The sequence below is a fragment of the Halorussus sp. AFM4 genome (assembly GCF_051194995.1).
Taxonomy (GTDB): domain Archaea; phylum Halobacteriota; class Halobacteria; order Halobacteriales; family Haladaptataceae; genus Halorussus.
Genome location: NZ_JBNTJT010000002.1, coordinates 25,072 through 45,713, shown reverse-complemented (window position 1 = coordinate 45,713; position 20,642 = coordinate 25,072). Strand labels below are relative to the sequence as shown.

20 protein-coding genes are annotated in these 20,642 nt (G+C 71.8%); 11 read left to right on the top strand and 9 right to left on the bottom strand.

Going from position 1 to position 20,642, the window contains the following annotated elements; genetic code table 11:
* Window positions 1-9 precede the first annotated feature (9 nt).
* From dacZ to ACQUQF_RS08405, 3 genes are read left to right on the top strand one after another with little or no spacing between them, the layout of a single operon-like run.
* Window positions 10-825, top strand: coding sequence for a diadenylate cyclase DacZ (dacZ, locus tag ACQUQF_RS08415; RefSeq protein WP_435177728.1), 816 nt, complete (start codon window positions 10-12; stop codon window positions 823-825).
* Window positions 825-1,601 carry a mechanosensitive ion channel domain-containing protein gene (locus tag ACQUQF_RS08410; RefSeq protein ID WP_435177726.1) on the top strand — a complete coding sequence of 259 codons (777 nt, stop codon included), beginning with the start codon at window positions 825-827 and terminating at the stop codon, window positions 1,599-1,601. Before dacZ ends, ACQUQF_RS08410 begins: the two co-directional genes overlap by 1 nt.
* Before the next feature lies 1 nt (window position 1,602).
* Window positions 1,603-2,106: a hypothetical protein gene (locus ACQUQF_RS08405; RefSeq protein ID WP_435177724.1), complete on the top strand. Its 504-nt coding sequence runs from the start codon at window positions 1,603-1,605 to the stop codon at window positions 2,104-2,106.
* Between the two features lie 35 nt (window positions 2,107-2,141).
* On the opposite strand, the gene ACQUQF_RS08400 is transcribed toward ACQUQF_RS08405, so the two are convergent.
* The 3 genes from ACQUQF_RS08400 to purD form a co-directional block, all read right to left on the bottom strand.
* Complete coding sequence (locus tag ACQUQF_RS08400) at window positions 2,142-2,627, bottom strand: acyltransferase (RefSeq protein ID WP_435179500.1); 486 nt, start codon at window positions 2,625-2,627, stop codon at window positions 2,142-2,144.
* A 165-nt stretch (window positions 2,628-2,792) separates the two neighbouring features.
* On the bottom strand, window positions 2,793-3,149 hold the full coding sequence (locus tag ACQUQF_RS08395; RefSeq protein ID WP_435177722.1) for a DUF7344 domain-containing protein: 357 nt from the start codon (window positions 3,147-3,149) through the stop codon (window positions 2,793-2,795).
* Window positions 3,150-3,317: 168 nt separating this feature from the next.
* Window positions 3,318-4,610, bottom strand: a complete 1,293-nt coding sequence (gene purD / locus ACQUQF_RS08390; RefSeq protein ID WP_435177720.1) for a phosphoribosylamine--glycine ligase — start codon at window positions 4,608-4,610, stop codon at window positions 3,318-3,320.
* 179 nt (window positions 4,611-4,789) lie between these two features.
* On the opposite strand from purD, the gene ACQUQF_RS08385 reads away from it, so the two are divergent.
* From ACQUQF_RS08385 to ACQUQF_RS08370, 4 genes are all read left to right on the top strand, one after another.
* Window positions 4,790-5,245 (top strand): pyridoxamine 5'-phosphate oxidase family protein, encoded by a 456-nt coding sequence (locus ACQUQF_RS08385; RefSeq protein ID WP_435177718.1) that lies wholly within the window; start codon window positions 4,790-4,792, stop codon window positions 5,243-5,245.
* A gap of 53 nt (window positions 5,246-5,298) precedes the next feature.
* Entirely contained in the window at window positions 5,299-7,476 is a 2,178-nt protein-coding gene (locus ACQUQF_RS08380) for a thioredoxin domain-containing protein (RefSeq protein ID WP_435177716.1), read from the top strand.
* Between the two features lie 88 nt (window positions 7,477-7,564).
* The gene (locus tag ACQUQF_RS08375; protein WP_435177714.1) at window positions 7,565-8,314 is read left to right on the top strand and encodes a DUF7504 family protein; all 750 of its coding nucleotides are present in this window, start codon (window positions 7,565-7,567) and stop codon (window positions 8,312-8,314) included.
* Between the two features lie 146 nt (window positions 8,315-8,460).
* Window positions 8,461-10,653, top strand: a complete 2,193-nt coding sequence (locus tag ACQUQF_RS08370; RefSeq protein ID WP_435177711.1) for a CHAT domain-containing protein — start codon at window positions 8,461-8,463, stop codon at window positions 10,651-10,653.
* Between the two features lie 86 nt (window positions 10,654-10,739).
* Here ACQUQF_RS08370 and ACQUQF_RS08365 read toward each other — a convergent pair whose 3' ends face one another.
* Window positions 10,740-11,111, bottom strand: a complete 372-nt coding sequence (locus ACQUQF_RS08365; protein WP_435177709.1) for a thioredoxin family protein — start codon at window positions 11,109-11,111, stop codon at window positions 10,740-10,742.
* Between the two features lie 197 nt (window positions 11,112-11,308).
* On the opposite strand from ACQUQF_RS08365, the gene ACQUQF_RS08360 reads away from it, so the two are divergent.
* Together ACQUQF_RS08360 and ACQUQF_RS08355 are read left to right on the top strand one after the other, a co-directional pair.
* The gene (locus tag ACQUQF_RS08360; protein WP_435177707.1) at window positions 11,309-12,376 is read left to right on the top strand and encodes a PLP-dependent cysteine synthase family protein; all 1,068 of its coding nucleotides are present in this window, start codon (window positions 11,309-11,311) and stop codon (window positions 12,374-12,376) included.
* Window positions 12,377-12,579: 203 nt separating this feature from the next.
* A complete protein-coding gene (locus ACQUQF_RS08355) occupies window positions 12,580-12,879 on the top strand; it encodes a hypothetical protein (protein WP_435177705.1) in 300 nt (99 codons plus the stop codon).
* Between the two features lie 31 nt (window positions 12,880-12,910).
* Here ACQUQF_RS08355 and ACQUQF_RS08350 read toward each other — a convergent pair whose 3' ends face one another.
* The 3 genes from ACQUQF_RS08350 to ACQUQF_RS08340 all read right to left on the bottom strand — a co-directional run bounded on the left by ACQUQF_RS08350 (window position 12,911) and on the right by ACQUQF_RS08340 (window position 15,229).
* Complete coding sequence (locus ACQUQF_RS08350) at window positions 12,911-13,369, bottom strand: DUF5804 family protein (RefSeq protein WP_435177703.1); 459 nt, start codon at window positions 13,367-13,369, stop codon at window positions 12,911-12,913.
* 51 nt (window positions 13,370-13,420) lie between these two features.
* A complete protein-coding gene (locus tag ACQUQF_RS08345) occupies window positions 13,421-13,915 on the bottom strand; it encodes a CHRD domain-containing protein (protein WP_435177701.1) in 495 nt (164 codons plus the stop codon).
* Window positions 13,916-13,999: 84 nt separating this feature from the next.
* Entirely contained in the window at window positions 14,000-15,229 is a 1,230-nt protein-coding gene (locus ACQUQF_RS08340; RefSeq protein WP_435177699.1) for a tRNA sulfurtransferase, read from the bottom strand.
* A gap of 274 nt (window positions 15,230-15,503) precedes the next feature.
* Between ACQUQF_RS08340 and ACQUQF_RS08335 the strand changes: the two genes are divergently transcribed.
* The gene (locus ACQUQF_RS08335; RefSeq protein ID WP_435177697.1) at window positions 15,504-16,220 is read left to right on the top strand and encodes a DUF7282 domain-containing protein; all 717 of its coding nucleotides are present in this window, start codon (window positions 15,504-15,506) and stop codon (window positions 16,218-16,220) included.
* A gap of 82 nt (window positions 16,221-16,302) precedes the next feature.
* The gene (locus ACQUQF_RS08330) at window positions 16,303-18,525 is read left to right on the top strand and encodes an amino acid permease (protein WP_435177695.1); all 2,223 of its coding nucleotides are present in this window, start codon (window positions 16,303-16,305) and stop codon (window positions 18,523-18,525) included.
* A gap of 54 nt (window positions 18,526-18,579) precedes the next feature.
* Here ACQUQF_RS08330 and ACQUQF_RS08325 read toward each other — a convergent pair whose 3' ends face one another.
* Window positions 18,580-19,791: a methionine adenosyltransferase gene (locus ACQUQF_RS08325; protein WP_435177694.1), complete on the bottom strand. Its 1,212-nt coding sequence runs from the start codon at window positions 19,789-19,791 to the stop codon at window positions 18,580-18,582.
* A gap of 169 nt (window positions 19,792-19,960) precedes the next feature.
* The gene (gene cyaB / locus ACQUQF_RS08320; RefSeq protein ID WP_435177692.1) at window positions 19,961-20,578 is read right to left on the bottom strand and encodes a class IV adenylate cyclase; all 618 of its coding nucleotides are present in this window, start codon (window positions 20,576-20,578) and stop codon (window positions 19,961-19,963) included.
* Window positions 20,579-20,642 lie beyond the last annotated feature (64 nt).

Genomic DNA, 20,642 nt, shown 5'->3' with positions numbered 1-20,642 from the left:
TTTCGGGTAATGGCTGACGTGAGCGAACTGTTGGGGGACGTGACCGAGGACGCCGACGCCGTCTTTCTGTTCTCACCGAGCGGCTCTTACTACGACCGGTTCGCCGACCTCGACGCGGACGTGGACCTCGTCGTCGTCGGCCCCGAGAACTCCGTCGGCGCCGACGAGTTCGTCGAGCTCCCGCTCGAGTTCGAGAGCGTCCGCGAGCGCATCCGGTTCGGCATCGAGGGCGCGATGGAGCAGGGCCTCGCCGAGGACGGCGACGTCATCGTCTGCGCCGTCAGCATGTTCGACGGCGGTACCGACACGGTGACCCGGGCGCGGGCCAGCGACTCGATGCACTCGGGCGTCTACGACCTGTTCGCCAACTCCCGGGCCGACCCCGGCGTCATCCGCGACGTGTTCGACGTCGCCATCGAACTCGGCAAGAAGGGCCAGAAGGGCGAGCCCGTCGGCGCGCTGTTCGTCGTCGGCGACGCCGGTAAGGTGATGAACAAGTCCCGCCCGCTGTCGTACAACCCCTTCGAGAAGTCCCACGTCCACGTGGGCGACCCCATCGTGAACGTGATGCTCAAGGAGTTCTCCCGGCTCGACGGCGCGTTCGTCATCAGCGACGCCGGCAAGATCGTCTCGGCCTACCGCTACCTCGAACCGTCGGCCGAGGGCGTCGACATCCCCAAGGGGCTGGGCGCGCGCCACATGGCCGCCGGCGCCATCACCCGCGAGACCAACGCCACGGCCATCGTGCTCTCGGAGAGCGACGGGCTGGTCCGGGCGTTCAAGGGCGGCGAGCTGGTACTCGAACTCGACCCGGAGGAGTACTGATGCAGGTGGAGCTGGAGGGCCTGCTCCGCGACCAGTTCCAGTACATCGTCGCCTTCTTCGCGCTGGTGCTCGGGATCGCCGCCGGGTACGTCATCGGTCGCGTGAACCACCGGCTCCTCACCGCGGCCGGCGTCCCCGAGGCGGTCGAGCGCACGCCGTTCGAGCGCACGGCCCAGAGCCTGGGCACCGACACCGTCTCGCTGGTCTCGCGGCTGAGCTCGTGGTTCATCTACGGGGTCGTCGTCCTCATCGCGCTCAACATCGCCGAGCTGCTGAACGCCCGGCTGTTCTGGAACGGCGTCCTCACCTTCATCCCCGACCTGTTCATCGCCATCCTGGTGTTCATCGTCGGGTTCGTGGTGGCCGACAAGGCCGAGCTCGTCGTCGGCGAGCGGCTCCGGTCGGTCAAGCTCCCGGAGGTCGGGCTCATCCCGCGGCTGGTCAAGTACACCATCGTCTACCTCGCGGCGCTGGTCGCGCTCGGCCAGGTCGACGTCGCCATCGGGGCGCTGCTCATCCTGCTGGCGGCGTACGTGTTCGCGGTCATCCTGTTCGGCGCCGTCGCGCTGTGGGACCTGCTCCGGTCGTCCGCCGCGGGGGTCTACCTCCTGTTGAACCAGCCGTACGGCATCGGCGACGAGGTCAAGGTCGGCGAGGACCGGGGTATCGTCCAGGAGGTCGACGTGTTCGTCACCCGCATCGAGAGCGACGGCGAGGAGTACATCATCCCCAACAGCCGGGTGTTCGAGCAGGGCGTCGTCCGCATCCGGGACTGAGATGCAGGGCAGCCCCGACCCGGTGCTCGGCAGCGACGCGCTGAACGTCGGGGTCGCGGCGCTTGTCGGAACGTGCTTCGTCGCGCTCCCGTACGCCCTGCGGAACCGCGTCGGCGAGCCGCGCCGGCTCGCCCTGGTCGGCGGCGCAGCCTACGCGGTCGTCTGCCTCGGCGCGTGGGCCGGCGCCAGGCTCGTCGCGGACGCCTTCGTCGGCGGAATGACCGCGGACCCGGGAACCGTCCTCGGCTGGACTCTGGCCGGCGCACTCGTCCTCGGCGCCCAGGCCGCGGTGCCGTACTACTGCCTGGCCCGCTGGCGGCTGGTCGCGCCGCTGGCGGCGCTGTTCGGCGTGACCGTGCTCGTCCTGCCGGCGTTCCTGAGCGTCCGGGGCGAGTCAGACCCGCTGGCGCTCTACGCGCTGGTGTTCGGGCCGCTACTGGTCGGGCTGACCTGTCTGGGCGGGCTCGCGGAGTACGCGCTCCGGAGCGTCGTTGTCGCCGAGTAGTGATCGAGTAGACCCCGCGTCCTGCGAGGGACGAATCAGTCGGGCGACTCCTCGCCGCTCATGGGTTTCGCCGGCACGCCCGCGACCGTCTCGCCCGGCGGGACGTCCCGGGTCACCAGCGAGTTGGCCGCCACGCTGGCGCCCGCGCCGATCTCGACCCCCGGGAGGATGACGGCGCCGGCGCCGATCATGGCGCGCTCGCCGACCACCACCTCGCCGGTCCGGTACTCGTCCTGGAGGAACTCGTGGCAGAGGATGGTCGCGTCGTAGCCGACGATGGCGTGGTCCTCGACCGTCACCAGTTCGGGCCAGAACACGTCCGGGGTCGACTCCAGCCCCCACGAGACCCCCTCGCCGACCGTGACGCCGATGCTCCGGAGCAGGACGTTCTTGAGCGTCAGGCTCGGCGAGACGCGCGCGAGGACGATGACCAGGTAGTTGATCGCCACCCGGAGCGGGTTCTTGGCGCGGGTCCACGACCGCAGCGAGTTGCCCGGGCCGGGCGTGGCGTGGCGCGCGATGCGGTCGTGGCGGCGCGTGGCGTCGGTCGGGTCCGGGTCGGTCGAACCCGGATCCGTCGGGGCCGGATCGGCCGACTCCCGGTCGGTCGGGTCGTCCGTTTCGTCGGGCACGGCCGGTGATTCGTGGGGTTCGGCCTTGAAAGGAGGTGGTTCCGCCGGGGCGGCTCACTCGGAGAACCGGCGCTCGATGACCTCGAAGTACGGGTCCAGCTCCTCGGCCGCCTCGGTCGGGACCACGCGGCTCTCGTCGGGGTCGTACTCGACGACGCCGGCGTCGGCGAGCTTGGGCAGGTGGCAGTGGTGGAGCGACGCGGCGACGCGCTCGCGCCGGTCGGTCGGCACTGCCGCGCGGTCGACGCCGTCGACGCGGGCCGCGGTCGCCTCGGCCAGGTCGCCGAGGGTCGTCGCCCCGTCGGTCTCCCGGAGGGCCGCCACCGCCCGGCGGCGCCGACCGTCCGCGAGCAGTTCGAAGGCCTGGTCGGTCGTCAGCGTCGCCGCTACCGCCTCGTCGTACTTGGACATGCGCGGCGAAACGGCGAGTCGGCGGTTTGTTATGGGTCGCGTGGCGCCTCGACAGGCGCCGATTACGCGGTCACAGGCGGGAGCTGACCGGAATCAGGTGAGGGCTGTGACGGACGGAACGGAGTGCGAAACGGAACGAAACGGACGGTCGGTCCGCGTCGCGGGCGGCTACTCCCCGCGGAGCTCCGCCACGTGGTCGACCCGGCGCTGGACCAGGTCGGGCTTGCCGATGTCGTGGCGCACGTCGAGGCCCTCCTCGCCGGCGACCGACAGGGCGTCCTCGGCGATCTCCTCGGCCTCGGTGATTGTGTCGGCCACCCCGACCACGGCGAACGCACGGGAGGTCGTGGTGTAGATGCCGTCGTCGCGCTCGTCGACGCTGGCGTAGAAGAGGATGGCGTCGCCGGCGCTGTCTTCCGTGATCTCGACCTTCGCGCCCGCCTCCGGGTCGGTCGGGTAGCCCTCGGGGACCGCGTACTTGCAGACCGTGGCCTTCGGCGCGAACGAGAGCTCGGGCAGCGGCTCGCCCTCGCGGGCCGCGACCAGCACGTCGAGGAAGTCGGTGTTGAGCACCGGCAAGGTGTTCATCGCCTCGGGGTCGCCGAACCGGGCGTTGAACTCCACCACCTTCACGCCGTCGGCGGTGAGCATGAACTGGCCGTAGAGCACGCCCTTGTACCCCTCAAGGGCGTCGACCGTGGCTCGCAGCACGTCGACCGCCTCGCGGTAGTCCCCGTCGGTCATGAACGGGAGCGCGAGCTCGGCGTCGCTGTAGCTCCCCATCCCGCCGGTGTTCGGCCCCTCGTCGCCCTCGTAGGCCCGCTTGTGGTCCTGGACCGCCGGGGTGACACGGAGGTCGCCGTTGGCCACGAACGCCTGGACGGTGAACTCCTCACCGACGAGTCGCTCCTCGAGCACCACGCGGTCGTAGTCCGACTCGCGGAGGTACTCCTTGGCCTCCGCCTTCGTGACCTGGTCGCCGATGACCCGGACGCCCTTGCCCCCGGTGAGGCCCGCGGGTTTCACCGCGAGGTCGCCGTCGTACTCGTCGATGTACTCGCAGGCCTCCTCGACGTTGTCGAACGTCGCGAAGTCCGGACAGCCCGGCACGCCGTGCTCGCGCATGAACCGGCGCTGGTAGGCCTTGTCGGTCTCGATGCGGGCCTCGGCCTCCCGCGGGCCGAAGGCGTAGACGCCGGCGTCGTCGAGCGCGTCGGCGACCCCCGCCGCGAGCGGCCCCTCGGGGCCGACGACCGCCAGGGTCGCCCCGACGTCCTCGGCGTAGCTCACGACCGCCGTCGGGTTGGTCGTCTCCAGCGTCTCGAACCCCTCGGCCAGCGCCGCGATGCCGGGGTTGCGGTTGCCCGCGCAGGCGTAGAGGTCCGCGTCGCTCTCCGCCAGGGCCCGGGCGACGGCGTGCTCGCGCCCGCCGCCGCCGACCAGCAGGACTGTCTCGCTCATGCCCGGAAGGTGTAGGCAAGGGAGTGTAAAGGTTGCTCTTGTCGGCGCAGGAAATGTGCACGAACGTGCTGTCTGGCGCGGGCTCGGCCGCTCCACTTCGGCTCCGGGACCACTGCTACCGGGGCGAACCACTGACGCCCGGCGCGAGGACTATCACCGTCCGCGTGGTGGGCGTTCACATGACCGAGTTCAGCGGGGCGTGGACGCGGGAGGAGGTCGAGTCCTTCCTGGAGGAGGCGACGATTCCGATCCGGATCGCCTGCCACCGGCCGGACGAGTCGCTCTGGATGGTCGCGCTGTGGTACCGCTACCGTGACGGCTACTTCGAGTGCGCGACGTGGGCGAAGGCCGACGTGGTGACCTACCTCCGGAACGACTCGGAGGTCGCCTTCGAGGTGTCGGTCAACGAGCCGCCGTACCGCGGCGTCCGGGGGAACGGGAGCGTCGGGCTCTCGCGAGACGAGGACAAGGCGCTACTGGGCGACCTGTTCGAGCGGTACCTCGGCGGCACCGACTCGGAGCTGGCGTCGTGGCTCCTCTCGCCGGAGCGCGACGAGGTCCGCATCCGGGTCCGCCCCCGCCGGGTGTACAGCTGGGACTACACCGAACGGATGCGGGAGGTGACGGAGGGCTGACCGTCGCCGCCAGAAGCCCCGACTTTACGTCGCTGAAGCCCCTCGGGTGAGCCATGAGCGAGTCCGACGCCGACCCCACCGAGCGAAACCGGCTCGACGAGGAGGAGAGCCCGTACCTCCGCCAGCACGCCGACAACCCCGTGAACTGGCAACCGTGGGACGACGCCGCGCTGGCGGCCGCCGAGGAGCGCGACGTGCCCATCTTCCTGTCGGTCGGCTACTCCGCGTGCCACTGGTGCCACGTGATGGAGGAGGAGAGCTTCGAGGACGAGGGCGTCGCCGAGATCCTCAACGAGAACTTCGTCCCGATCAAGGTCGACCGCGAGGAGCGGCCGGACCTCGACAGCATCTACCAGACCGTCGCGCAGGCGGTCTCGGGCCGGGGCGGGTGGCCCCTCTCTGTCTGGCTCACGCCCGACGGCCGACCGTTCTACGTCGGCACCTACTTCCCGAGGGAGCCCAAGCGCGGCCAGCCCGGCTTCCCCGACCTGCTGGAGAACATCGCCGACTCGTGGGCCGACGAGGAGGACCGCCGGGAGATGGAGCGGCGGGCCGACCAGTGGACCGACGCCATCGCGGGCGAACTGGAGTCGGTGCCCGACCCGGGCGAGGCCCCCGGCGAGGACCTGCTGGGATCGGCGGCCGACGCCGCGGTCCGGTCGGCCGACCGCGAGCACGGCGGGTTCGGCACCGGCCAGAAGTTCCCCCAGGCCGGCCGCGTCCACCTGCTGCTGCGGGCGGCCGACCGCGCCGACGACGAGGAGACCGCCGCGGAGTACCGCGAGGTCGCGACCGAGGCGCTGACCGCGATGGCCGAGGGCGGCATCTTCGACCACGTCGGCGGCGGGTTCCACCGCTACACCGTCGACCGGAAGTGGGTCGTTCCCCACTTCGAGAAGATGCTGTACGACAACGCCGAGATCCCCCGCGCCATGCTGGCTGGCTACCAGGTCACCGGCGACGACCGGTACGCGACCGCGGCCCGCCGTACCTTCGAGTTCGTCGAGCGCGAGATGACTCATCCCGAAGGGGGATTCTACAGCACGCTCGACGCCCAGAGCGAGGGCGAGGAGGGGAAGTTCTACGTCTGGACGCCGGCGGAGATCCGGGACGCGGTCGGCGGCGGCGAGTGGACCGGCGAGCGCGTCGACGCCGACACCGCCGCGGACCTGTTCTGCGACCGGTTCGGCGTCACCGAGTCGGGCAACTTCGAGGGGAAGACGGTGCTCACGATCAGCGAGTCGATCCCGGACCTCGCCGACGAGTACGAGATGAGCGAGCAGGCAGTCGAGGAAACCGTCGAGGACGCCCGCGAGCAGGTCTTCGAGGCCCGCGCCGAGCGCGTCCGACCCCGGCGCGACGAGAAGGTACTGGCCGGGTGGAACGGGCTGATGATCTCCGCGCTCGCGGAGGGCGCACTGGTGCTCGACGACGGCGACCGGTGGACCGAACTCGCCGAGGACGCGCTCGGGTTCGTCCGCGAACATCTGTGGGAAGCGCCGGACGGTGACGGAGAGACCGGTCGCCTGTTCCGACGGTACAAGGACGGAGACGTCGCCATCGAGGGGTACCTGGAGGACTACGCTTTCCTCGCGCGGGGCGCGCTCAACTGCTACGAGGCCACCGGCGACCCCGACCACCTCGGCTTCGCGCTCGACCTCGCGGACGCCGTCGTCGCCGAGTTCTGGGACGCCGAGGCCGGCACCATCTACTTCACGCCCGAGACCGGCGAGGAACTGGTCGCCCGGCCCCAGGAGCCCCACGACCAGTCGACGCCGTCGAGTCTCGGCGTCGCGGCCGACACCCTGCTCGCGCTCGCGGAGTTCCGGCCCGACGACGAGTTCGCCGACGTCGCCGAGCGCGTGCTGGAGACGAGAGGCCAGCAGGTCCGGTCGAACCCGCTCCAGCACACCTCGCTCGCGCTCGCCGCCGACCGGTACGCCCGCGGGTCGCTGGAGGTGACGCTGGCCGCCGACGATCTCCCGGCGTCGTGGCGCGACGAACTCGCCGCGCGGTACCTGCCGACCCGCCTGCTGACGCGACGGCCGCCGACCGACGACGCGCTCGCGGGGTGGCTGGACGACCTGGGACTCGACGAGGCGCCGCCGATCTGGGCCGGGCGGGGCGCCCGCGACGGGGAGCCGACCGCCTACGTCTGCCGGAACTTCGCTTGCTCGCCGCCGACCGACGACCTCGCGGAGGCGCTCGACTGGGCCGACGACGGGGCGTAGCGGCGCCGCGAGGGCGGTGGGCCGGCCAAGATTTCCCCCGGTCCGCGTGCGGAAGTTTCATTACCGAACATCGTCAACAAAGTTACCAATGAGCCCAGGGAGTTCCGGCCGCGCGGGGGGCGACGGGACGCCGGCCGACGCGGAGCGGTTCCGCGACGTGCTGGCGGAGCTGCGGGCCGACGGCTGCAACCTGCTGGTCGTGGGGGACGCGCCGCGCCGGCTGTTCACGGCGGCCAGCGCCGGCCTGCTCGGCGGGCCCGACGAGACCCGCTACCGGCTGCTCGCGATCACCGACGCCAGCTCGCGGAGCGTCGTCGAGCGCCTGCCCGACCCCGAGGCGGTGCCGGGATCGCTGGCCGAGACGACCGAGGTGGTGAACCACGCCGCGCCGCCCCGGTCGGTCGCCGAGGAGGCGGGCCGGCCCGAGGCGCCGCCGCTCTCGGACATCTCCGAACCCAGCGTCGCGGATCCCGAGCTCGCGGGCCTGCAGGCCGACCTCGCCGAGGCGATGGCGGCGTTCGACTGTCACGCCGGCGGCCTCGACCCGGGGCAGCTTCGCGTGGGGGTCGACTCGGTCGGGGCGCTGGTCGAGCACTACGACGAGGACGTCGTCCGGCGGTGCCTCCGTGTCGTCACCGGTTACGTCAGCGACTACGACGCGATGGGCCACTACGTGCTGACCGAGCCGTACGGCAGCGACCGGGCCGACCGGTTCGCCGACGAGTTCGACGCCGTCGTCGAGCTCCGCGCCGTGGACGCCGCCGGGCGGGACCACGGCGCCGAGGAGCGGTGGCACGTCCCGAGCCGCGACCTGACCACCGACTGGCTCCCGCTATGAGTCGCCCTTCCCGTCGAGCGACCGCCTCCGGGGACGTCCGACGAGCGACCGCATCGCTGGTTTCCCGACCAGCGACCGCGGCAGCACGTCCGAGAAGCGCAGTACGGACACCGAGCACTGCGATACCGACTCCGAGGTGAGAGCGCGTGCGACCCCGATTCGACCGGCTCGACGACCGGACCGGACTGGCCGTGCTCGACCCAATCGAGAAGCGCCGGTTCGTCCTCTACACCGCCGAGGCCGTCTCGCCGGCGCCCGCCCACCCCGGGGCGTTCGCCTTCCCCGTCTCGGCCGCCCGGCGGATCGCCGCCTCCGCGATCGAGCTGCCGTACAACGTCCCGGTCGCGGTCCGCGAGGCCGGCGACGGCGCCCACGTCCGCGACGCGGGCCACGACGGCAGCTTCGCGCTCGGCCCCGACGACTACCTGATCGAGGTGAGCGCGCCGGTTAAGCTCTACCTCCGGGTGTCGTCGTCGCTCGCGGTCGAGGCGACCACCAAGGGCCTCCGGTTCGAGTTCGGCGGCGAGACGCCGGTCGAGCTCGGCGCGCGCTCGCACCACGACCGACCCGCGGCGACGGTCACGGTTCCGGACGACCCCGAGGCGGTGATGGCGGCCGTCTCGACGTTCGGCTCGGCGCTGAAGACGACGAGCTGCGAGCGGTCGTGGCCGAACCTCCGGGGCCACCCGCCGGCCGTCCGGCGCGGCGACGAGCTCGCGATCCCCGACGACCTGGACGTCCCCGACACCGGCGTCACCCTGCGGGTCCCGGCCGACTACGAGCACGTCTACCCGGTCGTCCCCCTGGCGTACTACCTGGGCGCCGACGTGGTCCCCGGCGACCCGCCGCGACTGACCGCCGACACGGGGTTCGTCCACCCGCTCGACGCCGACCGGGGGTTCGAGGCGGAGGTGATCCGGGTGCTGAAGCGGGTGTTCATGCTCGACTGCGCCGTCCGGACCGAGGGGTTCCATCCGATGGACACGCCCGAGCGCCGGGCGGTCGAGTCGTCGACCGACCTGGACCTCGCGGCGCTGTACGGCGCGCCGCTGGGCGACCAGGTCGCGGCGTACCTCTCGGTCCCGCGGGCGGCGCTGGCCGACGCGACCCCGACCTGGAGCCGGGTGACTCACGTCCGGCCCGAGGCCGCCACCGCGGCGCTCCTGCCGTTCGTCGCCGACGACCTCTCGCTGGTCCGGGTGAAGCCCGACGACCGCGGCGACGGGTCGGCCGCCGGCGGGCAGGCCAGGCAGCGTCGGGCGCTGCGCTCGTTCAAGCGCGGACCCGAGGGAGACCCGGAGAGAGAGTCGGAACAGTCGGTCGACGGTCTGGACCTCCCGGCCGACGCCGACCCCGGCGCGGCCGGCGTTCCCGACGCCGACGAGTACGTCCCGCTGCCCGGGGGCGACGCCGTCGAGCGGGCGTGGGTCGGCGAGGGGACGCCGGTCCACGGCGCCAAGCTGCTGGCCGCGGCGTTCGACCGCGACCGGTCGGCGCCCACCGACGGCGTCATCGACGTGACCGTGGTCTGCAACGACGACCGGATGCGCGAGGAGGGCGACGCGGTCTCGGCGGTGTACGGCGCCCGCGAGGGCCACGGCGACGCGGGCATCGTCCCGTTCGACGTCGACTGCCGGTTCGACGTCTCGACCGGCGAGCTCCGGTCGCTGCTGGCCGACGACTGCGACCTGTTCCACTTCATCGGCCACGTCGACGGTCGGGGGCTCGCGTGCCGCGACGGCCTCCTCGACGCCGAGACGCTGTCGGCGACCGGCGCGACGACCGTGCTGCTCAACGCGTGTCGCTCCCACGACCAGGGCGTCGCGCTGGTGGAGGCGGGCGCCCGGGCGGCGATCGTGAGCTGGGGCGACGTGGACAACCGCGGCGCGGTCGAGGTCGGCGAGACGTTCGCCCGGCTGCTCAACTACGGCTTCGGCGTGGGCAGCGCGCTCGAACTCGTCGAGGAGCACACCGCCATCGGCCGCCACTACGTGGTCGTCGGCGACCCGACCGCGACCGTCGCCCAGTGCGCCGACGGCAACCCGCTGGTCTACGAACTGGCGTGCGACGCCGACGCGGTGCCGGCGCCCGACGAGGAGGTCCCGACGACCGTGCGGAGCTTCGCGACCGACGAGCTCTCCGTCGGCGCGGCGGCCCAGCCCCACCTCCGGGGCGCCGACGACCCGGACTTCTACCTCGTGCCCGGCCGGATGGGGCCGTTCGCGGCCTCGGGGGCCCAGCTCCGGGACACGCTGGCCGACTACTCGGCGCCGGTGGTCGTCGGGGGCCGGCTGCGCTGGAGCGACGAGTGGTACGCCGCGGCCGACGCGCCGGAGTAGTCGCGGCCCCGCAGGTCGTCGTGCGTGCAGTAAGCGGTACAGGTGAAGCTAAGAGCGGTTGAATCTGGGGACGCGGAGCCGGCGACTCAGGCCATCACGTCGCTGTCGAGCAGCCGCTCGCCGACGTACTGGGCCGCGGGGCGGTCCTCGCTCTCCTCGAAGCGGACGATCTCCTCGCCGTCGCGCTCGACCACGACGGTCGGGATGAGCGTCACGTCGTACTCCTCGACCCCCTCGCCGTCCTTGTTCTCGTCGACCTCGTAGACGGTGATCTCGTCGTTGGGCACGCCCGCGGCCTCCAGCGCCGCGAAGAAGTCCGGGAGGACGTCGTGGCAGTCGCCGCACCAGTCGGCGCCCCACACGCGGTAGGTCACTTCGCCGACCGCCGCCTCGATGGCGTCGACGGCCTCGCTGTTCGCGTCGGCGTCCCACGACGGGTTTGGTTCGGTCGTCTCCATGTCCCGGGGTTGGCGCTCGAGCGGTTTAGTCGCACGGGTCCCGGCGGATATGGTCGGGCCGGTCGTCGGCGTCGGAATCGGGGGACACCAGCCGTCCGCGCCCGGCCTCGCCGCCGCGACCGCCGGCGTCCGGGAGTTGCGGCACGTACTGCCACCAGTCACCACTCGTTTATGCCCCGCGTGCGTACGACGATGCAATGAAGGACTCCGTACTCGACGCGGTCGGGTCGCCGCTCGTCCGGGTCTCCTCCCCGGAGGGCGCGACCATCGCCGCGAAGCTCGAGGGGTTCAACCCCGGCGGGTCCGCCAAGGACCGGCCCGCGCGGGAGATGATCGCGGCCGCCGAGCGGGCGGGCGAGATCTCGCCGGGCGACCACCTGGTCGAGCCCACCAGCGGCAACACCGGCATCGGGCTCGCGGTGGCGGCCGCCGCCAGGGGCTACGACCTCACCATCGTGATGCCCGAGTCGAAGTCGCCCGAGCGCCGCCGGCTGCTGAAGGCCTACGGCGCGGACCTCGAACTCGTCGACGGCGACATGGCGGACGCCCGGGAACGGGCCGACGAGCTCGCCGCGGCCGAGGGCGTCGTCCAGATGGGGCAGTTCGAGAACCCCGCCAACGCCGAGGCCCACTACCGGACCACCGCCGAGGAGATCCTCGAACAGGTCGAGGGCCGGGAGATCGACGCCTTCGTCGCGGGCGTCGGCACCGGCGGTACCATCACCGGCACCGCCCGGCGGCTCCTGGAGGAGTTCCCCGACATGGAGGTGGTGGCGGTCGAGCCCGAGCGCAACGCGGTCCTCACGAGGGAGCTGAGCGAGGGCTCGTCGGACGGCGATCCCGCGACCGGCGAGTCGGGGCAGGACGACTACCAGGGGATGGGCCCGGGGTTCGTCAGCGACCTCCTCGAGACCGACCTCATCACGAGCGTCGAGACCGTGGCGCTGGAGGACGCCGAGGCCGAGGCCCGCCGGCTCGCCCGCGAGGAGGGCATCCTGGTCGGCCAGTCGTCGGGCGCGGCGTCGGTCGCGGCCCGCCGGGTCGCCGAGCGCATCGCCCGACCCGAACTCGACTGCCCGGAGGCCCCCGACGAGATCGAGGAGCTGCTCGCCTCCGACGGCGGGAGCCCGGGGTCGTCCCCCGGGAGTTCGGCCGAAGTGCAGTCGGACGGAGGGGCACTCGACGGCTACGACGACTGCCCGCTGGTCGTGACCGTGTTCCCCGACAGCGGCGAGCGCTACCTCTCGACCGGGATGTTCGACTGAACGCCGTCCGCCGACACCCGCCTGCTCGCTCTCGGCGCCCGGGTCGTCCCGCGAGTCGCTCCGGCGTCGACGTTCGCCTCGGGCGCGATACCGCTGTCTGCGAGGACGGTCGCGACCGTTCCGGGACGGCGACTTGCGTCCGCCGGTCCTACCAAAAGGTACTTGACGTGTCTCGATTCGACGTAACCAGAGCGACCTCCACGATGATACTCTGGCAGACCGCGAAGCGATGGACGTACAGGGGCCGAAACTGCGAGATCCAGCGGACGGACGTGGCCGACGCCACCCAGTACCGGGGGCTGGTCCAGGTCGAGTCGGGCCTGTCCGACGGCGCGCTCGCCGCCGGGCCGGTCGCCGACCTCCGGCGCCGGAGCCGACCGACGCGAGACGAGGCCGGCGAGTACCGCGAGTGGGTCTACTTCGGCTGGTCGGGCGACGCGGTGGCGGACCTCCGCGACGAGGTGAACGACGTGGCCGAGTACGTCGCCGACGCCGAACTCTGAGCGGGGAGAACCACGGCCGGAACGCTGCGATTCAGCCGCCGAACTCCGACTCTGCGACCCGGACGACCACGGTGTCCTCGACGTCCCGGATGTCGTAGCCCGGTATCCCGCCGTCCTCGCGCCGGGCGACGAACATCGGCTCGACGAGCTCGCCCTCCGCGGTCAGCCCGTAGACCTTGAGGTACCGGTCGGTCTCCTCCGGGGGAACCTCGCCGTCGCGGACCGCCTCGGCGAGCGTCCGGGAGAGCCACTCGGTCTCGCTCACGCTGGGTTCGAGCACCAGCGCGTCGTCGGCGAACCGCACGAGGTACCAGTTGAGGTCGTTGAGCAGCGCCACCGCCGAGCCGAGGCTGATGGTCTCGACGGTCAGCGAGTTCTCGTAGCGCTCCCGGAGGTCGTAGGTGGCCAGCGCCTCGCGGGCGGTCTCCCGCGAGACGAGCTCGGCGCGGAGGTCCACGTCCTCGGAACCGACGAGACAGACCCGTGTCACAACCGTTTGGAGGGGCCTGCGCGGTAAAGCGATTTCGTTCTCCACCGGCGCTCAGCCCGTCAGCGAGCGTATCTGGCCCCTGATCTCTCCCTCGGGGTGGTCGGTCGTGTGGACGTTGACGTAGACGTTCTCCGCCCGCATCTGGGCGACCATGTCGCGAACTCCCGTGAGCGGCCAGATCATGTCCTCGTCGGTCAGCGTCCCCGACGCGAGCAGTCCGGTCCCCGACACCGGTCGTTCGGCGGGCCCGAACAGGTAGGCGACGACGTTGCCGTTCAGGTCCGGCGGGCCCTTGTGGACGTGGGACTCCTCGACGCTCTCGATGTCCGCGACGGCGAGCCAGTAGTCGATGCTGCTGCGGTCGGCCGCGACCGCGAAGCCCGCGAACCCGAAGGCGTCCGTCTCGACCGGCGGGACCTCGTTCGCGCCGGTCAGCCACGCGCCGAACGTCGCTGCCCCCACGCTCCCCCGCGATTTGAGCGCCGCGGGTCCGCCCGCCACCGCGCCGATCGACGCCAGGAACCGGCGTCTGGATTGTCGTGTCATGTCCCCTTCCCCCGTCCCGAGCCCCGTCGGGCGGCGTGAAAGCGGTTTCGCCGACTCCGGGGACCGTCGTCGGTGCTCGCGCCGTCAGACGTCGACCAGCGTCGCGTTCGCGGCCGACCGCTCGGCGCGCTCGAAGAGGTCGTCGGGCTCGGCGTTCTCGACGATTTCGAGGGTGGCGTTGGTCTCGGGGTAGTCGGGCGCGATGCGGTTGCAGCCCGCCGGGATGGTCGAGTCCCGGAACGTGCCGATGCGGCGGGCGCGCTCGGTGATGTCGCTCTTGTCCATCGTCAGCAGCGGGCGGTGGATCGGCACGTCGGTCGCCCGGCTGGTCACCCCGAGGTTCCGGGCGGTCTGGGAGGACTTCTGGCCGATGGCCTCGCCGGTCACGATGCCGGTCGCGCCGACCTCGCGGGCGACGTGCTCGGCGACCCGGTACATGAACCGGCGGTAGACCAGCATCCGGGCCGGGCCGACCTCCTCGGCCAGCAGGTCCATCACGTCGCCGGCGGGCACCTTCCGGACGCGCATGTCGTAGTTGGGCGCGTACTCGGCGAGTCGCCGGACGGTCTCTACCGCGCGGGCCTCGTGGTCGGGGCCGCCGTAGTCGCCGAGTTCGAGGTAGACGGGCACGACCGGCGCGCCGCGCTTCATGACCTCCCAGGCCGCGACCGGCGAGTCGATGCCGCCGCTGACCAGCGCGACGACCTTCGCCTGGGTCCCCAGCGGGAGCCCGCCGGGGCCGTCGCGCTTCTCGGTGAAGACGAACGCCTCGTCCTCGCGGCACTCGACCGAGAACGTGACGTCGGGGTCGCCCAGGTCGACCTCGGGGTCGGGGAGCTCGTCCCAGACCGCCGCGCCGCCCGCCTCCTCGATCTCCTTGCTCGTGAACGGGTGGGCGTCGGGCTCGCCCGCCCGCCGGGCGTCGACCGCGAAGGTGTCGCCCAGGACGTCGGAGTCCTCGGCCGCCGAGTCCGTCTCGTGGCCCTCGCTCGCGGCCTCGGCGTACGCCCGGGCGGTCCTGGCCAGCGCGTCCGTGATGGCGTCCATCTCGGGCGGGACCACGACGGCGGGGCTGGCCGACCGCACGCCGAAGGCGTCGGCCGCGGCGTCGGTCGCGGCGTCGACGCTCTCGGCGTCGGCGTGGAGCAGGATGCGAGACCAGCGGCGCTCGACCTCGGCGTCGACGCCGCGGTCGCGCACGATCGCTTCGATGTTGTCCCGGAGCCGTCGCTCCATCTCGGCCTGGACCTTCCCGCTCTTGACGCCCACGTCGGCGTGTCGGACGAGGACGGTGTCGGCTCCCGGCGGTCGCATGGACGGGGGTAGACGCGAGGCGGATAAACGGCCTTCGGTTGCGGGCCGGGTGCAGGTTGAAGGGGCGGCGATTCGGCCGAGACCCGGAGCGGGAGAGCGCCCGACATGCCCCCTTGAAGACACGACACCTCCGGCACAAGTCCGTCTTGGGGCGACACCACCGCCCGTTTCCCGCAGCCGGGAGCCCCGAAATCGCCATTACGCGGTGAATCAGTCGCAACGTCCACCATCGTTTATCGGCGTTTGGGGAGACGTCACACACGGGGGAATCCGAATGACAACGACACGAACCGTACTCGCGGCTGCGGCGGTCGCGCTGTTGCTGGTCGCGGGCGGCGGGTCGGGGATTCTGGCGGCGACCGGCGGGACCGGCGCCGACGACGGCGCCGCCGGACAGGAGACGACGACCCGAGCCGAGACCGAGACGACCGCGGGGGGAGCCGAGACCACGACCGCCTTCGTGGACCTCGACAGTCCGGACCTCACCTTCGACAACCAGACCTCGAACGGGACGGCCGTCACCGTCAGCCAGGCGGTGCTGCCCGACGGCGGCTTCGTCGCCGTCTACCTGGCGGAGAACGTGAGCGGGAACTTCACCACGCTCGTCGGCCCGGAGAACATCGGTTCGCGGGTGGGCAACTCGACGTACCTCGGCGCCGGGCTCAGCGAGAACGTCACCATCCGGCTCGACCGGCCGCTGAACGAGAGCCAGTTGCTGATCGCGGTGCCCCACCGGGACACGAACGATAACCAGCAGTTCGACCCGGCGCTCGAAGGAACCGAGACGGCCACCCCGGCGGTGGCCGGGACGACGACCGCGGCGGGTGGCGAGGCCATGACGACGACCGCCGTGCAGCGGGTCGACGCGCCGTACACGCAGACGCCCGGCGGTCAGCCGGTAGCGGCGACCGCGTTCGTCACGGTCGCGGACGGTGCAGCAGCGGGCGAGACTACTGCTGCCGCCGACGAAACCACGACCGCGATGGGATGACGTAGCTCCCGCCCGATATTTTTCCGGAGCAACGCCCGACCGCACCCCACCTTCAAGCCCGTGGCTGTCAATCACTTACGCAGTGGGCAAGGAGCTCGAACGCGACCTCGGCCTGTACGCCACGCTCACCATCAGCATCGGCGCGATGGTCGGGAGCGGCATCTTCGTCCTGCCGGGGCTGGCGACCAAGATCGCCGGTCCCGCCGCGATCCTCGCCTACCTGCTCGCGGGGCTCGTGGTGCTGCCGGCCGCGCTGGCGAAGGCCGAGATGGCGACCGCGATGCCGGAGGCCGGGGGCACCTACCTCTACATCGACCGGGCGATGGGTCCGCTGCCCGGGACCGTCGCCGGCGTCGGCGCGTGGTTCTCGCTCACGTTCAAGAGCGCCTTCGCGTTGGTCGGACTCGGCGCGTACCTCCTGCTGTTCGTCCCGATCCCGGCGAGCGCGGTGACGCTCGTGGGGCTGGCGCTCGCGGCGCTGCTGCTCGTCGTGAACGCGGTCGGGGTCAAGCAGACCGGTCGCCTGCAGGCGGCCATCGTGACGCTGGTGCTCGCGTCGCTGCTGGTGTTCATCGCCGACGGCATCACCTACGTCGACCAGGGCCGGTTCCACCCCTTCTTCGCCCACGGGAGCGTCGGCCTGTTCGAGGCGACCGGGTTCGTCTTCGTCTCCTACGCGGGCGTCACGAAGGTCGCCAGCGTCGCCGAGGAGGTCGAGAACCCCGGCCGCAACATCCCTATCGGCATCCTGCTCTCGGTCGTCGCGATGATGCTCGTCTACACCTTCGTCGTGTTCGTCGTCGTCGGGGTCTCCCCGTCGGGCGAACTCATGTCCGCGGACATGCTGACGCCGATGGCGCTGGCGGCCGGCCAGTTCGCGGGGCGGTTCGGCGAGGTCGCGGTCGCGGTCGTCGCGGTGCTCGCGCTCACCAGCATGGCGAACGCGGGGGTGCTGTCGTCGGCCCGCTTCCCGTTCGCGATGAGCCGCGACTCGCTGGCCCCCGAGGAGCTCGGCGAGGTCCACGAGCGCTTCCGGACGCCGGTCCACGCCATCGCGTTCACGGGCGTCGTCCTGCTGGCGCTCATCGCGTTCGTCCCGGTGATGGAGCTCGCGAAGCTCGCCAGCGCGTTCAAGATCCTCGTCTTCTCGCTGGTGAACGCGGCCCTCATCGCGTTCCGCGAGAGCGACCTCGACTCCTACGACCCCGAGTTCGTCGCGCCGGGCTACCCGTGGGTCCAGCTGTTCGGTCTCGTCGCCGGGTTCGCGCTCATCACCCGGATGGGGACGCTGCCGCTCGCGGGCGCGGTCGGCATCGTGCTCGGCGGCGTCGGCTGGTACTACGTCTACGGCCGCGAGCGCACCGAGCGGGAGGGCGCGGCGCTCGACGCGATCCGGCGGACCACGGGCGACCACTCGCTCGACGCGGCCCGCGCCGCGCTGGCGACCGGCGGAGGCGGTGGCGGCGGGGTCCTCGTGGGCGTGGACGACGAGACCTCGACGCGCACCCGCCGGACCCTGATCGACGTCGCGCGGGCGGTCGTCGCCCGGCGGGGCGGCGACATCGACGCGGTCAGGTTCGAGGAGGTGCCCGACCAGGTGACGCTGTCGGCCGCCGCGACCGCCGACGCGGCCGGCGCGGACGATTCGGCGGCGACCCCCGCGGCCGACGGGGATCCGGTCGGAACCGAGACGGTCGTCACTCACGACGCCGAACACGCGGTCGCCAGCTACGTCCGGAACCACGGGGTGGGCCTGCTCGTCGGGGAGTGGCGGCCCGACGTCCTCGGCGCGGAGTTCGTCGGCCACGACGCCGACTGGTTCCTCGACCACGTCGACGCGGACGTCGTCTTCGTCCGCGACCGGGGGCTCGACGACGTCGACGAGGTGACGGTCATCGCGGACCGCGGCCCGTACGACCCCCTGGAGGTCCTGGTGGCCGACGCCGTCGCCAGCGCCCGCGACGCGAGGGTGCGGTTCGTCTACGCCGCCGACGAGGCCGCCAGCGACGAGCAGCTCGACCCGGTCCTGACGTATCACGAGGAGCTGGTCGACGTCTGCGCCGCGCCCGCCGAGTTCGAGCTCCTCCGGCAGTCCGACCGCGAGGAGGCGCTGCTCTCGGCGACGAGGGGGACCGACCTCGCGGTGGTCGGCGTGACGGCGCACAACCCGCTCTACGACGCCGTGTTCGGGACCCTGCCGGAGAGGCTGGCCGAGGGGCTCGACTGCACGGTGCTGCTGGTCCACTCGCGCCAGCCCCGACGCCACACCTTCCTCCGGTACCTGCTGGAGCGGTTCGCGTTCTGAATCGGGAACTGCGTAGACCGGTGCTCGGACCGTCGCGGAGACGGGGTTCTAGGCTCAGAAGGTCGTGAGTTCGCCGTCGATGACCCGCTGGGTGATGGAGGTCACGTCGGCGAGCTCCCGGTCCACGATGTCGATCACGTCGGCCTCGATGTCCGCGATCTCGACGCCGTCCTCGGTGGCGATCTCGGCGTCGGCGACGTGGGGCTGGTCGATGGGGCGGCCGATCTGGGAGAGCAGCCGGATGCGGAGGTCCCGGATGCCGTCGACCTCGGCGACGACCGACTCGGCGATCTCGGTGCCGAGCAGGTTGTAGATCTTCCCGATGTGGTTGACGGGGTTCTTGCCCGAGGTCGCCTCCATCGACATCGACCGGTTGGGCGTGATGAGCCCGTTCGAGCGGTTGCCCCGGCCGACCGAGCCGTCGTCGCCCATCTCGGCGCTGGTGCCGGTGGTCGTGAGGTAGATGTTCTCCTCGTCGTCGCCGTCGCCGTCGGCGGTGTTGACGTAGACGCTCACGTCGCGGTCGGTGTGCTCGCGGGCCACGTCCCGGACGAACTCCCGGACCGCCTCGACCTCGTCGTCGTACGCGGCGCGGTCCTCGACGTACCGGTCGATCATCGCGGCCGCGACCGTGATGTCGACGTCGTCGCCCTCGCGCTTGCCCATGAGCTTGATGTCCTGGCCCAGCGCGGGGTGGTCGTCGCCGAACTCGCCGTTGAGCCGGCGCTCGGCGTCGAGCACGATGCGCTCGGTCTCGGTCAGCGGCGCGTGGCCGACGCCGAAGCTGGTGTCGTTGGCCATCGGGACGGTGACCCCGTCCTCGCCGAAGACCTCCTTGAGGTCGCCGCTGCCCTCGCCCAGCTTCACGTCGACCACGATGTCGGTGCCGAAGTCGAGCTCGGGGAAGTGCTCGGCGAGGTAGTCGCGGGCGGCCTCCAGCGCGATGGTCTCGGCCGGGATGGTCCGGCCCTCGTACTCCTTGGTGGCCCGGCCCACGATGAGCAGGTAGATGGGCTCGATCATCTCGCCGCCGCCGAACTCGGGGTCCGACCGGCCGGCCACCAGCTGGGTCTCGTCGGTGTTGTAGTGGAGCACCTTCCCCACCCGGTCGAGGTAGGCGTTCGCCAGCGCCTGGGAGACGCTCTCGGCGATGCCGTCGCAGATGGAGTCGGGGTGTCCCAGCCCCTTCCGCTCGACGATCTCGATCTCCTGGTCCTCGACTGCGGGCCGGTCGATGGGCTCGACGCGGATGTTCCGGTCGGTCATTACACCCACCTATCGGGTCGCGGATTCTATAACTTCCGGAAAGCAAACGGACGCGAGAGATAACCGGTGGTTATCACGGTTCCTGGCAACAATTGACGCGGGCGAAAGCCGTCGGCGTCCCGGGTCGGCGCCGGCAGTCGCACGCCGAGTCGGTATCGCGACGCCCGATTCACTCGTCCCCGGACTCGCTCTCACCCTCGCCTTCGGCGTGGTCCGCGCCGTCCGCGGCGAGCAGGAGGCCGAGGTACGAGGTCCGGATCTGGTCGTCGGGGTCGAGGCCGAGGTCGCGCAGGACCTCGTAGGCCCCCTCGCGGGCGGCCTCGACGTCGCCCTCGGTCTCGACGTCGGTCTCGACCTCCACGAACTCGCCAAGGCCCGCCACCGCGTCGAGCGTCACGGTGAACTCCTCGAGGGCGAACCGCTCGCGGTCCTTCCGCACCGTCGCCGCGGGGTCGAACCCGAGCGCCTCGAACACGGCGTCCGCGGCCTCGCCGTCCGCGACCCGGGTCTCGACCTCCCGGCGGGTCTTCGACTCGGCCTCGACCAGCGGTCCCTTGTAGGTGAGCTCGGCGAACGACTCGTCGCCGGGGTCGCCCTCCTCGCCGTCGCTCCGGACCGTCTCCCGCCGGACCCGCAGGGCCTCGTCGGTCTCGGCGAACTCGCGGTGGGGCGCGTCGTAGTAGGTGTCGACCTGCTCGACCGCGTCGACCCGGTCGGCCCCGAGCTCGGCGAGGCGCTCGCGGACCCGATCGCGGTCGGCCCGGACCTTCACTTCGACCTCGTACATTGCTGGGTGCGTGGTTCGGGGCGCCCGACCTTCGGGGTTGCGCTTTCGAGGTCGGGGAGAACGA

What these genes read in the sequence shown, in the direction of transcription:
- ACQUQF_RS08385 (WP_435177718.1), top strand. Translation starts at nt 4,790, where the DNA reads ATGACCGAGTTCAGCGGGGCGTGGACGCGGGAGGAGGTCGAGTCCTTC.
- ACQUQF_RS08380 (WP_435177716.1), top strand. Translation starts at nt 5,299, where the DNA reads ATGAGCGAGTCCGACGCCGACCCCACCGAGCGAAACCGGCTCGACGAG.
- ACQUQF_RS08355 (WP_435177705.1), top strand. Translation starts at nt 12,580, where the DNA reads ATGATACTCTGGCAGACCGCGAAGCGATGGACGTACAGGGGCCGAAAC.
- ACQUQF_RS08375 (WP_435177714.1), top strand. Translation starts at nt 7,565, where the DNA reads ATGAGCCCAGGGAGTTCCGGCCGCGCGGGGGGCGACGGGACGCCGGCC.
- ACQUQF_RS08395 (WP_435177722.1), bottom strand. Translation starts at nt 3,149, where the DNA reads ATGTCCAAGTACGACGAGGCGGTAGCGGCGACGCTGACGACCGACCAG.
- ACQUQF_RS08335 (WP_435177697.1), top strand. Translation starts at nt 15,504, where the DNA reads ATGACAACGACACGAACCGTACTCGCGGCTGCGGCGGTCGCGCTGTTG.
- ACQUQF_RS08365 (WP_435177709.1), bottom strand. Translation starts at nt 11,111, where the DNA reads ATGGAGACGACCGAACCAAACCCGTCGTGGGACGCCGACGCGAACAGC.
- cyaB (WP_435177692.1), bottom strand. Translation starts at nt 20,578, where the DNA reads ATGTACGAGGTCGAAGTGAAGGTCCGGGCCGACCGCGATCGGGTCCGC.
- purD (WP_435177720.1), bottom strand. Translation starts at nt 4,610, where the DNA reads ATGAGCGAGACAGTCCTGCTGGTCGGCGGCGGCGGGCGCGAGCACGCC.
- ACQUQF_RS08345 (WP_435177701.1), bottom strand. Translation starts at nt 13,915, where the DNA reads ATGACACGACAATCCAGACGCCGGTTCCTGGCGTCGATCGGCGCGGTG.
- ACQUQF_RS08340 (WP_435177699.1), bottom strand. Translation starts at nt 15,229, where the DNA reads ATGCGACCGCCGGGAGCCGACACCGTCCTCGTCCGACACGCCGACGTG.
- ACQUQF_RS08360 (WP_435177707.1), top strand. Translation starts at nt 11,309, where the DNA reads ATGAAGGACTCCGTACTCGACGCGGTCGGGTCGCCGCTCGTCCGGGTC.
- dacZ (WP_435177728.1), top strand. Translation starts at nt 10, where the DNA reads ATGGCTGACGTGAGCGAACTGTTGGGGGACGTGACCGAGGACGCCGAC.
- ACQUQF_RS08405 (WP_435177724.1), top strand. Translation starts at nt 1,603, where the DNA reads ATGCAGGGCAGCCCCGACCCGGTGCTCGGCAGCGACGCGCTGAACGTC.
- ACQUQF_RS08410 (WP_435177726.1), top strand. Translation starts at nt 825, where the DNA reads ATGCAGGTGGAGCTGGAGGGCCTGCTCCGCGACCAGTTCCAGTACATC.
- ACQUQF_RS08325 (WP_435177694.1), bottom strand. Translation starts at nt 19,791, where the DNA reads ATGACCGACCGGAACATCCGCGTCGAGCCCATCGACCGGCCCGCAGTC.